The organism is Nocardioides renjunii (assembly GCF_034661175.1).
Taxonomy (GTDB): Bacteria; Actinomycetota; Actinomycetes; order Propionibacteriales; family Nocardioidaceae; genus Nocardioides; species Nocardioides renjunii.
The window spans coordinates 3,308,370-3,322,120 of sequence record NZ_CP141058.1 but is presented as its reverse complement, the minus strand read 5'-3'; the positions used below and the strand labels follow the sequence as shown (position 1 = coordinate 3,322,120).

Annotated in this window: 14 protein-coding genes; 11 read left to right on the top strand and 3 right to left on the bottom strand. The window is 72.5% G+C overall.

What is annotated here, in order from left to right; translation table 11 throughout:
* The first annotated feature begins 60 nt into the window (after window positions 1-60).
* The 6 genes from ileS to SHK17_RS15830 are packed head-to-tail and all read left to right on the top strand — an operon-like array spanning window position 61 to window position 6,637.
* Window positions 61-3,261, top strand: a complete 3,201-nt coding sequence (ileS, locus tag SHK17_RS15855; protein WP_322919903.1) for an isoleucine--tRNA ligase — start codon at window positions 61-63, stop codon at window positions 3,259-3,261.
* 29 nt (window positions 3,262-3,290) lie between these two features.
* Window positions 3,291-4,349, top strand: a complete 1,059-nt coding sequence (gene dapE, locus SHK17_RS15850) for a succinyl-diaminopimelate desuccinylase (RefSeq protein WP_322919901.1) — start codon at window positions 3,291-3,293, stop codon at window positions 4,347-4,349.
* Window positions 4,346-5,119 carry an LOG family protein gene (locus tag SHK17_RS15845; protein ID WP_172265683.1) on the top strand — a complete coding sequence of 258 codons (774 nt, stop codon included), beginning with the start codon at window positions 4,346-4,348 and terminating at the stop codon, window positions 5,117-5,119. Before dapE ends, SHK17_RS15845 begins: the two co-directional genes overlap by 4 nt.
* A gap of 43 nt (window positions 5,120-5,162) precedes the next feature.
* On the top strand, window positions 5,163-5,447 hold the full coding sequence (locus SHK17_RS15840) for a DivIVA domain-containing protein (RefSeq protein ID WP_172265680.1): 285 nt from the start codon (window positions 5,163-5,165) through the stop codon (window positions 5,445-5,447).
* 15 nt (window positions 5,448-5,462) lie between these two features.
* Window positions 5,463-5,885, top strand: a complete 423-nt coding sequence (locus tag SHK17_RS15835; protein WP_322422911.1) for a hypothetical protein — start codon at window positions 5,463-5,465, stop codon at window positions 5,883-5,885.
* The gene (locus SHK17_RS15830; protein ID WP_322922041.1) at window positions 5,885-6,637 is read left to right on the top strand and encodes a M14 family zinc carboxypeptidase; all 753 of its coding nucleotides are present in this window, start codon (window positions 5,885-5,887) and stop codon (window positions 6,635-6,637) included. The genes SHK17_RS15835 and SHK17_RS15830 overlap by 1 nt, the downstream gene beginning before the upstream one ends.
* A 71-nt stretch (window positions 6,638-6,708) precedes the next feature.
* Here SHK17_RS15830 and SHK17_RS15825 read toward each other — a convergent pair whose 3' ends face one another.
* Window positions 6,709-7,566: an enoyl-CoA hydratase/isomerase family protein gene (locus SHK17_RS15825; protein ID WP_322919895.1), complete on the bottom strand. Its 858-nt coding sequence runs from the start codon at window positions 7,564-7,566 to the stop codon at window positions 6,709-6,711.
* A gap of 184 nt (window positions 7,567-7,750) precedes the next feature.
* Between SHK17_RS15825 and SHK17_RS15820 the strand changes: the two genes are divergently transcribed.
* Window positions 7,751-7,918, top strand: coding sequence for a DUF3117 domain-containing protein (locus SHK17_RS15820; RefSeq protein WP_090967556.1), 168 nt, complete (start codon window positions 7,751-7,753; stop codon window positions 7,916-7,918).
* Between the two features lie 2 nt (window positions 7,919-7,920).
* Window positions 7,921-9,450 (top strand): leucyl aminopeptidase family protein, encoded by a 1,530-nt coding sequence (locus SHK17_RS15815; protein ID WP_322919892.1) that lies wholly within the window; start codon window positions 7,921-7,923, stop codon window positions 9,448-9,450.
* A gap of 318 nt (window positions 9,451-9,768) precedes the next feature.
* Here SHK17_RS15815 and SHK17_RS15810 read toward each other — a convergent pair whose 3' ends face one another.
* Window positions 9,769-10,428 (bottom strand): O-methyltransferase, encoded by a 660-nt coding sequence (locus tag SHK17_RS15810; RefSeq protein WP_322919890.1) that lies wholly within the window; start codon window positions 10,426-10,428, stop codon window positions 9,769-9,771.
* Between the two features lie 201 nt (window positions 10,429-10,629).
* Between SHK17_RS15810 and sigE the strand changes: the two genes are divergently transcribed.
* The 3 genes from sigE to SHK17_RS15795 are packed head-to-tail and all read left to right on the top strand — an operon-like array spanning window position 10,630 to window position 13,411.
* Window positions 10,630-11,253, top strand: coding sequence for an RNA polymerase sigma factor SigE (gene sigE / locus SHK17_RS15805; protein ID WP_322919889.1), 624 nt, complete (start codon window positions 10,630-10,632; stop codon window positions 11,251-11,253).
* Window positions 11,253-11,786 carry an anti-sigma factor family protein gene (locus tag SHK17_RS15800; protein ID WP_322919886.1) on the top strand — a complete coding sequence of 178 codons (534 nt, stop codon included), beginning with the start codon at window positions 11,253-11,255 and terminating at the stop codon, window positions 11,784-11,786. Before sigE ends, SHK17_RS15800 begins: the two co-directional genes overlap by 1 nt.
* Window positions 11,783-13,411 (top strand): S1C family serine protease, encoded by a 1,629-nt coding sequence (locus tag SHK17_RS15795; protein ID WP_322919884.1) that lies wholly within the window; start codon window positions 11,783-11,785, stop codon window positions 13,409-13,411. Before SHK17_RS15800 ends, SHK17_RS15795 begins: the two co-directional genes overlap by 4 nt.
* Here the strand turns inward: SHK17_RS15795 and SHK17_RS15790 are convergent, their stop codons facing one another.
* Window positions 13,412-13,663 (bottom strand): helix-turn-helix domain-containing protein, encoded by a 252-nt coding sequence (locus tag SHK17_RS15790; RefSeq protein WP_172265659.1) that lies wholly within the window; start codon window positions 13,661-13,663, stop codon window positions 13,412-13,414.
* Window positions 13,664-13,751: the final 88 nt, after the last annotated feature.

Genomic DNA, 13,751 nt, shown 5'->3' with positions numbered 1-13,751 from the left:
GCAGATCGTCCTCGTGGAGATGATCCCGAGTCGAACGACGCACCGCGAGGAGCAGCCCCCATGGCCTACCCGAAGGTCTCGCACACGGACGCCACGAGCGTCCCCAGCAGCCCGCGCTTCCCCTCGATCGAGGAGGCCGTGCTGGCCTACTGGGAGGCCGACGACACCTTCCGCGCGAGCGTCGAGCAGCGCGAGGCCGGCGAGGACGGCGGCAACGAGTTCGTCTTCTACGACGGCCCGCCCTTCGCCAACGGCCTGCCGCACTACGGCCACCTGCTGACCGGCTACGTCAAGGACCTCGTCCCGCGCTACCGCACGATGCGCGGGCAGCGGGTCGAGCGTCGCTTCGGGTGGGACACCCACGGCCTGCCCGCGGAGCTGGAGGCGATGCGCCTCAACGGCATCAAGACCACCGACGAGATCGTCGAGCTGGGCATCGAGAAGTTCAACGAGGCGTGCCGCCAGAGCGTGCTGAAGTACACCGGGGAGTGGCGCGACTACGTCACCCGCCAGGCGCGCTGGGTCGACTTCGACAACGACTACCGCACCATGAACCCGGAGTTCATGGAGTCGGTGATGTGGGCCTTCAAGCAGCTGCACGAGAAGGGCCTGGTCTACGAGGGCTTCCGGGTGCTGCCCTACTGCTGGCAGGACGAGACCCCGCTGTCCAACCACGAGCTGCGGATGGACGACGACGTCTACCAGGTCCGCCAGGACCCCGCCGTGACCGTGGGCTACGACGTCACCACCGAGGGCCCCTTCGCGGGCGTCAAGGTGCTCGTCTGGACGACCACGCCGTGGACGCTGCCCTCCAACCTCGCGGTGATGGTCGGCGAGGACATCGACTACGTCGTCGTCGAGTCGTCGGGCCCCACCGGCAGCCCCGAGCGCTACCTGCTCGCCGAGGCCCGCGTGGCGTCGTACGCCCGTGAGCTGGGCGACGAGCCCACCGTGACCTGGCGGGGGACGGGCGCCGACCTCGTCGGCCTGGAGTACACCCCGCCGTTCTCCTACTACGCCGCCCACGAGCGCGCCTTCCGCCTCGTGCCCGCCGAGTTCGTCACCACCACCGACGGCACCGGGCTGGTGCACACCGCCGGCGCCTTCGGTGAGGACGACAAGGTCGTCACCGACCGCGAGGGCATCGAGGCGGTCATGCCGGTCGGCAAGGACGGTCGCTTCACCTTCCCCGTCGTCGACTACGAGGGCATGCAGGTCTTCGACGCCAACCTGCAGATCATCGACCACCTCAAGGCCGCGACGAAGGGGGAGCAGGCCGGCTCGGTCACGCCCGGCACCGTCCTGGTGCGCCGCGAGACCTACGACCACTCCTACCCCCACTGCTGGCGCTGCCGGCAGCCCCTGATCTACAAGGGCGTCTCGTCGTGGTTCGTCGAGGTGACCAAGGTCAAGGAGCGCCTGATGGCGCTCAACCAGGAGATCCGCTGGGTCCCCGACCACATCAAGGACGGCCAGTTCGGCAAGTGGCTGGAGAACGCCCGCGACTGGTCGATCACCCGCAACCGCTTCTGGGGCAGCCCGGTGCCGGTGTGGAAGTCCGACGACGAGCACTACCCGCGCCTCGACGTCTACGGGTCGTTCGAGGAGATCGAGCGCGACTTCGGCCGGCTGCCGGTCGACGGCGACGGCAACCCCGACCTGCACCGGCCGTTTGTCGACGACCTGACGCGCCCGAACCCGGACGACCCCACCGGCCGGAGCACGATGCGCCGCGTCACCGACGTCCTCGACGTCTGGTTCGACTCGGGATCGATGAGCTTCGCGCAGGTGCACTACCCGTTCGAGAACAAGGACTGGTTCGACGACCACTTCCCCGGCGACTTCATCGTCGAGTACATCGGCCAGACCCGCGGCTGGTTCTACACGATGCACGTCCTGGCGGGCGCGATCTTCGACCGCCCGGCGTTCTCCACGTGCCTGAGCCACGGCATCGTGCTCGGCAACGACGGCCAGAAGATGTCGAAGTCGCTGCGCAACTACCCCGACGTGCGCGAGGTCTTCGACCGCGACGGCGCCGACGCGATGCGCTGGTTCCTCATGTCCAGCCCGATCCTGCGCGGCGGCAACCTCGTGGTCACCGAGCAGGGCATCCGCGACTCGGTGCGGCAGGTGCTGATCCCGCTGTGGAACAGCTGGTCCTTCTTCAGCCTGTACGCCAACGCGGCCGCCGACGGCACGGGACACGACGCCACGTGGCGGGCCGACAGCTCGCACCCGATGGACCGCTACATCCTGGCCAAGCTGCGCGACCACGTCGCCACGATGACCGACCAGCTCGACAACTACGAGGTGGCGGCCGCCTGCGACTCGACGCGCACCTTCCTCGACGTGCTGACCAACTGGTACATCCGGCGCTCGCGCGAGCGGTTCTGGGACGAGGACGCCGACGCGTTCGACACCCTCTACACGGTGCTCGAGGTGGTCTGCCGCCTCACCGCTCCGCTGCTGCCGCTGACGACCGAGGAGGTGTGGCGCGGCCTGACCGGCGAGCGCTCGGTGCACCTCACCGACTGGCCGTCCGCCGACGTCCTGCCCCTCGACGAGGAGCTCGTGGCGTCGATGGACACCGTCCGCGACGTCTGCTCGGCCGGCTCGGCGCTGCGCAAGGCGGCCAACCTCCGCAACCGCCTGCCGCTGTCGCGGCTGACGGTGGTCGCCGAGGGCCACCTGGCGCAGTTCACGTCGCTCGTCGCCGACGAGCTCAACCTCAAGGCGGTCGAGGTGCTCGCGCCCGACGCGCCCGAGGCGGCGTCGTACGGCGTCTCCGAGCGGCTCACGGTCAACGCCCGCGCCGCGGGCCCGCGCCTCGGCAAGGACGTGCAGCTCGCCATCAGGGGCGCCAAGTCCGGCGACTGGTCGGTGGCCGACGACGGCACCGTCACCGCTGGCGGGCTCCCGCTGGTCGAGGGGGAGTACACCCTCGAGACCGTCGCCGGGACCTCCGGCGACCACAGCGCGATCGGGATGCTGCCGCGCGGCGGGTTCGTCGTCCTCGACACGGCCGTGACGCCCGAGCTCGAGGCCGAGGGCACGGCCCGCGACCTGGTCCGTGCGGTCCAGCAGGCCCGCAAGGACGCCGGCCTGCAGGTCAGCGACCGGATCGTGCTCACCCTCGCCGCGCCCGAGGCCACGCTGGCCGCGGCCCGCACCCACGAGGCGCTGATCGCCGAGGAGACGCTGGCGACGGAGGTGTCGTACGCCGACGCGGCGGAGCTGGCGGTCGAGGTGGCGAGGGCCTGAGCAGTCGGCGGACTGGTTGAATCGGGGCCATGCCACACCTCGACCTCTCCGCCGACGTCGTCGCCCTGACCCAGCAGCTGGTCGACATCGAGTCCGTCAGCCACGACGAGCAGGAGATCGCCGACGCCGTCGAGACGGCGCTGCGCTCCCTGCCGCACCTCACCGTCACCCGTCGCGGCCACACCGTGGTCGCGCGCACCGAGCTCGGGCTGGGGGAGCGGGTGGTCATCGCCGGGCACCTCGACACGGTCCCGCTCAACGACAACCTGCCCTCCCGCCTCGAGGACGGCGTCCTGCACGGCCTCGGCAGCTGCGACATGAAGGGCGGCGACGCGGTGATGCTCAAGCTCGCCGCCGACGTCACCGAGCCCAACCGCGACCTCACCTTCATCTTCTACGAGGCCGAGGAGGTCGACTCGGTCCACAACGGGCTGCGCAAGCTCACCGTCAGCGACCCCGACCTCGTGCAGGCCGACTTCGCGATCCTGATGGAGCCGAGCAACGCCTCCATCGAGGCCGGCTGCCAGGGCACGATGCGCGCCGACGTGCGCACGACGGGCGAGCGCTCCCACAGCGCGCGCAGCTGGCGTGGCGTCAACGCCATCCACCTCGCCGCCCCGGTCCTCGCGCGGCTCAACGAGTACGTCGCCCGCGAGCCCGAGATCGACGGCCTCGCCTACCACGAGGGCCTCAACGCCACCGGCATCCGCGGCGGCGTCGCCGGCAACGTCATCCCGGACGAGTGCGTCGTCGAGGTCAACTTCCGCTTCGCGCCCGACCGCAGCGAGGAGGACGCCGAGGCGTTCGTCCGCGACTTCTTCGACGGCTACGACGTCACGGTGACCGACATGGCCGCCGGCGCGATGCCCGGGCTCGACCGGCCCGCCGCCAAGGCGTTCGTCGAGGCCGTCGGCGGCGAGGCGGCACCCAAGTTCGGCTGGACCGACGTCGCGCAGTTCACCAAGCTCGGCATCCCGGCGGTGAACTTCGGCCCCGGCGACCCGATGTACGCCCACAAGCAGGACGAGCACGTCCCGACCGAGCACCTCGAGCGCTGCGAACGCACCCTGAAGGAGTGGCTGGCATGACCGACCGCGCGACCGACCACATGAAGGGGCCGATCCTGCAGCGCCGGGGACAGGTCGACGAGGGCGGCAGCACGACCGACCAGCGCCTGCTGGACTCGCGCGGGCCGACCGACTGGGTGCACACCGACCCGTGGCGCGTCCTGCGGATCCAGGCGGAGTTCGTCGAGGGCTTCGGTGCGCTGGCCGAGCTCGGTCCGGCCATCGCGGTCTTCGGGTCGGCGCGCACGCCGGCCGACCACCCGCACTACGCCATCGCCGAGGAGGCCGGCCGCAAGCTGGCCCAGGCCGGCTTCGCGGTGATCACCGGAGGCGGCCCGGGCACGATGGAGGGCGCCAACAAGGGCGCGAGCGAGGTCGGCGGCGTGAGCGTCGGGCTCGGCATCGAGCTGCCCTTCGAGTCGGGCCTCAACCAGTGGGTCGACCGCGGCATCAACTTCCGCTACTTCTTCGCCCGCAAGACCATGTTCGTGAAGTACTCGCAGGGCTTCATCGTCCTGCCCGGCGGGCTGGGCACGCTCGACGAGCTGTTCGAGGCCCTCACGCTGGTGCAGACGCGCAAGGTCACGTCGTTCCCCATTGTGCTCATCGGGACGTCCTACTGGGAGGGCCTGCTCGGCTGGCTGCGGGACACGGCGCTCGCCGACGGCAAGATCAACGCCGACGACCTCGACATGATGGTGCTCACCGACGACGTCGACGAGGCGGTCGCGCTGATGGTCGCCGCCCGCGAGCACCGGTTCCCCTCGCCGGCGCCCGAGCGGCCCGAGTGACCGGCGCGAGCACGGCGACGACGAGGACGAGGGGGGTGCACCGATGACGTGGCTCTTCGCCGTGCTGATCGTGCTGGCCATGGGCGCGATCGCGATGGTGGCGTCGGGGCGCGGCGGCTCGATGGCACCGGCGTACGACGACCGCCCCGACCTCGACGTGCCCACCGACCGTCCCCTCGAGGCCCGCGACCTGCGCACCGTGCGGTTCCCGCTGGCGCTGCGCGGCTACCGGATGTCCGACGTCGACGCGCTGCTCGCCCGGCTCGCGACCGAGCTCGAGGACCGGACTGGACCGGACGGCTCGTCTGGCGACGTCGAGCGCGACTAGGGCAGACTGCGCCGAATGTCGTTCCCGATCGTCGTCTGGATCCTCACGGCACTCGCCGCCGTGGTGGTCGTGCTGACCCGGCTGCGACTGAGCCGTGGTGACGCGGCCGGGCAGTTCTCCCTCCACGACCGGCTGCCCCTGGCGCACTTCGTGACCGGCATGCTGGCGCTGGTCCTCTGGCTCGGCGTGCTGGTCTTCCCGGAGGACTCCGTCGTCGGCGGCCCCCTCGTCGGCATCCTCGCGGTCGCGCTGTGGTGGCTGACCGCGATCCTCGGGCTGCTCGTCCTCGCCCGCTGGCTCCCCTCGCGCGGGCGGCACGTGCCCGAGGCGTCCGGCGACAGCTGGAGCGACGGGCCCGGCCTGTCGCTGCTCGCGCACCTCGGCATGGTGGTCGGCGTCCTCGTGTTCACCTACGCCTACCTCACCGCCGCGGTGTGATGCGGCGCCTGCTCGCAGCGGCCGCTGCCGCCGCGCTGGTCGTCGTACCCCTCGCTCCGCCGTCGGCGACGGCCGTCGAGGCCGGCCCGGGGGAGCGCCCGGCGGTGGTCGAGGCGCGCACGATCGGCCACTCGGTGCAGGGACGCCCGATCCGGGCGTGGCGGCTGGGGGAGCCGGGCAAGCGACGCATCGTGCTCGTCTCGACGATGCACGGCGACGAGCCGCACACCCGCACGATCCTCGAGACCCTGCGCGACGGACGGCCGGTCCGGGGCGTCGACCTCTGGGTGGTCCCGACCTACAACCCCGACGGACTGGCCCGGGGCACGCGCCGCAACGCGCGCGGCGTGGACCTCAACCGCAACTTCCCCCACCGCTGGGCCGACCTCGACGGCTCGTACGAGTCAGGCCCGCGCCCGGGCAGCGAGCCGGAGACCCGGGCGGTGATGGCCTTCCTCGAGGAGGTCCGCCCGCGCCGGGTGGTCAGCTTCCACCAGCCGCTGCACGGCGTGGACACCGACACGAAGGACCGCGGCTTCGCGCGCCGCCTGGCCCGCGCGCTGCGGCTGCCGCGTACGTCGCTCGACTGCGGCGGCCTGTGCCACGGCACCATGACGATGTGGTTCAACCACCGGTTCCGCGGAGCCGCCCTCACCGTCGAGTACGGCACCCGGCCCTCGCGCCACCGGATGGCGGTGCAGGCGCCCCGGCAGCTGCTCGGGGTGCTCGGCGCCCACCGCGCCCGGCGGTAGTCCGTATCGAACGGGTGCTTCCGGGCGCCCTCGAGCGACCCATTTGATACGGACTATCAGGGCGGGGCGACTCAGCGGCCGTGGAAGACCGGCTTCTCCTTGGCCATGAACGCGTCGACGGCGGCGAGGTGGTCCTCGGTCCCGCCGGTGAGCGCCATCTTCTCCGCCTCGAAGGCGAGCGACTCCTCGAGCGGGTGGGCTGCGGCGTACGCCACGGACTGGCGGATCGAGCCGAACGCGACGGTCGGGCCCGCAGCGAGCCGGGCAGCCAGCTCGCCGACGGCGCTCCGGAAGTCGTCGGGCGGGACCACCTGCGTGGCCAGGCCGAGGTCGAGCGCCTCCTGGGCGGAGACCGTGCGCGGGAAGTAGAGCAGCTCCATCGCCTTGCCCCGGCCGACGAGTCGCTGCAGCGTCCAGCTCGACCCGGTGTCGCACGAGAGCGCGACCCCGGCGAAGGAGGTGTTGAAGCCGGCCGAGTCGACCAGGATGCGGAAGTCGGCGGCGAAGGCGAGGCTCGCGCCGGCACCCGCGGCGATGCCGTTGACGGCGGCGACCACCGGCTTGGGCATAGTCGCCAGCGCCTGCGCGATCGGGTTGTAGTGCTTCTCGACCGTGTCGGACAGCGGCACGTCGGCGTCGCCCTTGAGGCCGGCGAGGTGCTCCTTCAGGTCCTGCCCGACGCAGAAGGCGCGCCCGCTCCCGGTGAGGACGACGCAGCGCACCTCCGGGTCCTCGGCCACCTGCCGCACGGTCTCGAGGAGCAGGTCCTTGGTCGCCACGTCGAGGCCGTTCATCGCGTCGGGGCGGTTGAGCGTGATGGTGGCCACCGCGTCGACCACGTGGAGCAGCACGGGCGCGGTCGCGGCGCCGGTCGCGGCACCGCTCCCGGCCCCGGCGTCGTTCGCGGAATCGGTCGAAGAGGTCGTCATGGGGGCAGTCTGCCCGACACCCTCCCGGGCTCCGTGCGCCCTGTGGTGCCGATCACGCGCCCGATGAGGGATAATGAATCCTGTACGACGCCGATCGAGGTGGCCAGGCACGACTCAGCCGCCTCGTTTCGCATGTGAAGAGCCACCATCGCCGACAGATGGCTGAACAGGAAGAGGTGCGCCGATGGCCGCCATGAAGCCCCGCACGGGCGACGGACCGCTCGAGGTCACCAAGGAGGGCCGCGGGATCGTCATGCGCGTCCCGCTCGAGGGCGGTGGGCGTCTGGTGGTCGAGCTGAACGCCGATGAGGCAACGGCTCTCGGGGACGCCCTCAAGGACGTCGTCGGCTGATCGTGGCCACGCAACTGCCGACGCAGGTCTCCCCACCCGAGTTCGCGCTCAGCGCCGCACTCCCGCACCAGATCGGCGGAGCCGAGGTGTGGGCCTTCCCGGTCCTCCCCGGCGACGAGGCGCCGCTCCTCGGCCCCGGTGCCGAGGAGGCCTCCGAGGCTCTCGGGATCGACCTGCTCGCGGCGCTCGAGGCCGCCCGCGGGACCGGGCGCACGGGTGAGGTCACCGTCGTGCCCGTCTCCGCCCAGGAGACCTCCGACGACGTGAGCGTCGTGCTCCTCATCGGAGTGGGGGAGGCGTCCCCGACCGACTTCCGTCGCGCCGGAGCAGCACTCGCCCGCGCCACCAAGGACCGCGTCAGCGTCGTCACCACCCTCGCGGCCATCGCGCCCGACGACGGCCTCGGCGCCGTCGTGGTCGGTGCGATGCTCGGCTCGTTCGCCTTCCACTGGCGCTCGACCGGCCCCAAGGAGCGCCCCGTCGGCCGCATCGTGCTGGCCGACATCTCCGACGACGGCGCCGACGACGAGCTCGCCCGCGCCCTCGCCCTCGGCGGAGCCGGCTGGCGCTCGCGCGCCCTCGCCACCGTCCCGGCCAACCTCAAGACACCGGCCTGGCTGGCCGAGCAGGCCGTCGAGGTCGGCGCGGCAGGCGGTCTCGAGGTGACGGTCTGGGACGAGCAGCGCCTGGTGGCCGACGGCTTCGGCGGCATCCTCGCCGTCGGTGGCGGCTCGGCACACGAGCCGCGGCTGATCCGGATGGACTACACCCCGCCCGGCGCCTCGCGCCGTACGCCGACCGTCGTGCTGGTGGGCAAGGGCATCACATTCGACAGCGGCGGCCTCGACATCAAGCCCAGCGAGGGCATGCTCACCATGAAGCGCGACATGAGCGGCGGCGGCGCGGTGATCGCGACGATGGCCGCCCTGCGCGACGTCGGCTGCCCCGTCCGCGTCATCGGCCTCGTCCCGGCGGCCGAGAACGCCGTCAGCGGGTCCGCGATGCGCCCCGGCGACGTCATCACCCACTTCGGCGGCCGCACCTCCGAGGTCAACAACACCGACGCCGAGGGTCGCCTCGTGCTCGCCGACGCCATGGCGTACGCCGTCGCCGAGCTGTCGCCGACCGTGCTGGTCGACATCGCCACCCTCACCGGCGCCATGAAGGTGTCGCTGGGACAGTGGACCGCCGGCTACTTCGCCAACCGCGACGAGCTCGTCGCGCACGTCGAGCAGGCCTCGGCGACGTCCGGAGAGAACGTCTGGCGGATGCCACTGGTCAAGGACTACGAGGAGCGGGTGGCGTCCAAGATCGCCGACGGCGACAACGCCGCCGGCGGTGCCGGCGCGATCACCGCGGCGCTGTTCCTCCAGCACTTCGCCGGTGACGTGCCGTGGGTCCACATCGACTTCGCCTCTGCGGCGGAGTCGCCGGCCGACCGGCACGAGTGGACCGCCGGCCCCAGCGGCTTCGGCCCGCGCCTGCTGCTCGCCTGGCTGGGCAGCGAGGACCCCCTCGACGGGATCGCCTGAGGTAGTACTGATGGCGCTCGCTCCGCTCGCGCGTGCTGTGCTTGATGGGCTCGCTCCGCTCGCCGTGCTCGGCGCCCTGGAAGACGTCGTCTTCCCTCCTCGCTCGACGGCGCTGCCTCGCTGCGCTCGTCACGCTTGCTCGCTCGTCAGTCCAGACGACGTCGGGCGCCGAGCGCGTGCGCTGAGGCGGTGAGGAAAGTCCTCACGCGTGGCGCAGCGAGCGTGGCGAGCCCCGAGGTCAGATGATCTGGAGGCCGAGCACGCGAGCGGAGCGAGCCAAAGAGCACCGCCCCCAGCGCCCGACGGCGTCGGGACCGATCAGCCCTCCGGGGCCCACTCCTTCTTCGCCACGAGCAGGCCGTCGCCGACGGGGAGGAGCACGGGCACGAGGGACTCGTGGTCGAGGACGGTGCGCCCGAGCTCGCGGATGGTGACGGTCTCCTCGTCGCGCTGGGACGGGTCGGCGACGCGGTCGTGCCAGAGGGCGTTGTCGAAGGCGACGATCCCGCCGGGGCGCAGGAGGCGGAGCGCCTCCTTGAGGTAGGCGGCGTACTCGCGCTTGTCGCCGTCGCAGAACACCAGGTCGTAGTGGCCGTCGGTCAGGCGGGGGAGCACGTCGAGCCCAGCGCCGGCGATGGTGCGGGCCCGGTTGCCGGGGATGCCGGCCTCGGCGAAGGTCTCCTTGGCGAGGCGCTGGTGCTCGGCCTCGATGTCGACCGTGGTCAGCACGCCGTCGGCGCGCATGCCGCGCAGCATCCAGAGGCCGGAGACGCCCGTGCCGGTGCCGATCTCCACCACCGCGCGGGCGTCGAGGACCGAGGCCAGGAAGCGCAGGGCAGCGCCCGCTCCGGGGCCCACCGGCGACACGCCCACCTCGTCGGCGCGGCTGCGGGCGGCGGCCAGGACCTCGTCCTCGGCCACGAACGACTCGGCGTAGGACCAGCTCGCGGGCTTGATCGAAGAGGTGTGGTTGGGCACCTGCGGACTCTATCGCGCAGCAGAGCGCCGACGTGGCCGGGAACACACGGCGTACGCCGGTCGTTGGACGCAGTACGCCGACCGGGTTTCTTGGCCGGAGCGCATGAGGTTCACAGGGAACTCTCAGGCGGGGTGCCTAGCGTCAGGAAGGACAGCGAACCGTTGCAGCTGCGGTCGAGGAAGACGAACCAGGGAGCGCCCGTGGGCGATCAGGCCGACAGCACCGCGCCGGAGCCTGTCGCAGCGGTGGTGGCTGTCCCGACGTGGGACGAGGTCGTCGAGGAGCACTCCGACCGGGTGTTCCGCCTCGCCTACCGGCTCACCGGCAACCGCCCGGACGCCGAGGACCTCACCCAGGAGGTGTTCGTCCGGGTCTTCCGCTCGCTGGACACCTACACGCCCGGCACGTTCGAGGGCTGGCTGCACCGCATCACCACCAACCTTTTCCTCGACGGCGCCCGCCGCAAGCAGCGCATCCGCTTCGACCCGCTCTCCGACGAGCGCGCCGCCCGGCTCACGAGCCCGGCGCCGGCGCCGGAGCTCGCCGTGGCCGACCGGACCTTCGACGACGACATCGAGACCGCTCTCGCCACGCTCCCGCCCGACTTCCGCGCCGCCGTGGTGCTGTGCGACGTTGAGGGGCTCAGCTATGAGGAGATCGCGGAGATCCTCGGGGCCAAGCTCGGCACCGTGCGCTCCCGCATCCACCGTGGCCGCGGCATGCTGCGCAAGGCGCTCGCCCACCGCGAGCCGGCCGCGGGTCGCCAGCGCTACTCCGGCCCGACCACCCACGGGCTCGGCCTCCGTCCCGGGACGGTGTCGTGATGACGCACCTCGGCTCGCGCGTGAGCGCACTGCTCGACGGCCACCTCTCGGCGGAGGAGGAGGAGCGCTGCTGGGCCCACGTCCACGGCTGCCACTCCTGCCGTGACCTCGTCGAGCAGGAGGGCTGGGTCAAGACCCAGCTCGCCCAGCTGTCCCACGGCCCCGCCCAGACCTCGCACGACTTCAAGTCCGCGCTGCGCGGACGCTGCTCGTCGCTCGAGCCGAGCGCCGGCGGAGCGCTCGCGGCGCCGCCGTTCCCGACCTCGCAGCACCGCTCCCGTCGAGGCCTCGTGGCCATCGGCGGAGGGGCGGCGAGCGCCTGCGTCGTGGGCGTCCTCGCCCTCGGCGTCGCCGGGGGGCCGCGGGTCGAGCCGCGCCCGCCGGTCACCGACCTGACCCGACCGGTCGCACCCGTCGCGCCGGTCGCACCGGCCGTCAAGGTCGACGACCGGTCCGCTCGCGGCCCGGTCTCACCCTCCCGGACGCCCCTGGCCGAGCGCCTCGTGGCGATCCGGGAGAAGATTGCTCCGTGAGCGACGCGCGCGAGCCCGACGAGCAGACCGACTCCGACGCGGGACGGTCCGAGCCCGGGCACGCGCCCGAGCGCCAGGCGTACGAGTCCGCGCCGGAGCAGGCGCACGACGAGCCGACCCAACCGCTGGCCGGCTGGCGCCCCACGCAGCCCGGCACGGAGGCCGACCACCAGGCCGATGCCGCCGCTCCTGACCACGCGGTCGATGCCGCCGACGCCGTCGACCGGCCCGCACCCCGGGTGCAGCCCGAGGGCCGGCCCTACGGCAGTGACGGCATGCTCGCCGGACCCCCGCCGCACCCGGGGCGCTACGGCGAGGCGCCGTCCGCCGAGCCCGCGGCCCGCACGGTCCCGATGAACCAGACGGGCCCGATGGGCCCCGGCGCCCCGCAGGGTCCGCAGCCAGGACCGGGTGGCCCCGGTGGCCCCGGGGGCCCGGGCGACCCGAACGCACCCGGCCCCTGGTTCGGGCCCGGTCCCGCGCCGTACGGCCGGCCCGCCTTCGCAGCCCCGTCGACCCCGTCCCGACGGTTCCCGCTCTGGGTGTGGCCGTCGGTCGCGGCGCTCGCGCTCGTCGTCGGGCTGCTCGGCGGCCTCGCCGGTGGCGCCCTGCAGGACGAGCTCGCCTCGCAGCCCGGCACCAACAGCAACGGTCTCGGTGGCGTCCGCACCCAGACCGCTGCACCCCTCGAGGCCGACAACGGCTCGGTCTCGGCCGTCGCCCAGGCGCTGCTGCCCAGCACCGTGCAGATCCTCGCGGAGTTCGACGGCCAGTCCGGGGGAGCGACGGGGTCCGGCTTCGTCCTCGACCGCGACGGCCACGTCGTGACCAACAACCACGTCGTCGCCTCGGCCGCCGACGAGGAGGGTCCCATCGTCGTCATCGACGAGTCCGGCGAGCGCTACGAGGCCACGGTCGTGGGACGCAGCGCGGTCTACGACCTCGCGGTGCTCGCGATCGAGGGAGCCGGCGGCCTCGAGCCGGCGGCGCTCGGTGCGTCGCAGGTCCTCCGCGTCGGTGACTCGGTCGTCGCCTTCGGTGCCCCGCTCGGCCTGAGCCAGACGGTGACGTCGGGCATCGTCAGTGCCCTCAACCGCCCGGTAACCACCTCGGGCGAGTCCGACGACCAGTCGTCCTACATCAACGCCGTGCAGACCGACGCCGCGATCAACCCCGGCAACTCGGGAGGACCGCTGGTCAACCTCGCCGGCGAGGTCGTCGGGGTCAACTCCGCCATCGCGACCACCGGCGGTGCCACGGCCGAGTCGGGCAACATCGGGGTCGGCTTCGCGATCCCCATCGAGCAGGTCCGCACGACGGTCGACCAGATCCTGCGCACCGGCAAGGCGGAGTACCCCGTGATCGGCGCTCAGGTGCGCACCGGCGGTGAGCCCGACGCCGAGGGCGCGACCATCACCGAGGTCATGCCGGGCACCCCGGCCGAGCGTGCCGGCCTCACGCAGGACGACGTGATCGTCTCGGTCGACGACCAGCCGGTCAACGACGGCATCGCCCTCATCGTGGCGATCCGTACGCACCTGCCGGGCGAGACGGTCGAGATGGCCGTCGTGCGCGGCGGCGAGCAGCGCGTGGTGCAGGTCGAGCTCGACGGCAAGGTCGGCTGACTAGTCGCTCTCCTGCGCCGGGGCCGCCTCGGCGTCGACGAACGGGTGCTGGTCGACGAACGTCCGGGTCTCGACGTACATCCGCTGGATGAACTCCTCGAGCTGCGCCCGCTCGACGCGCCACTGGCCGCGCCCGCCGATCTTGATCGCGGGCAGCTCGCCCCTCCGGACGAGGGCGTAGACCTGGGCGCTGGAGGTGTTGAGCACGTCGGCGACGTCGGCGAGCGTCAGGAAGCGGGGGTCGTCGGCCATGGGGTCATCGTGCCACCGACGGGGGTGCCGGGGGCGACGCCCGGGCCGGGGCCTGTGGAAGGACAGGTGTGAACCCCGGCGGGTGAGG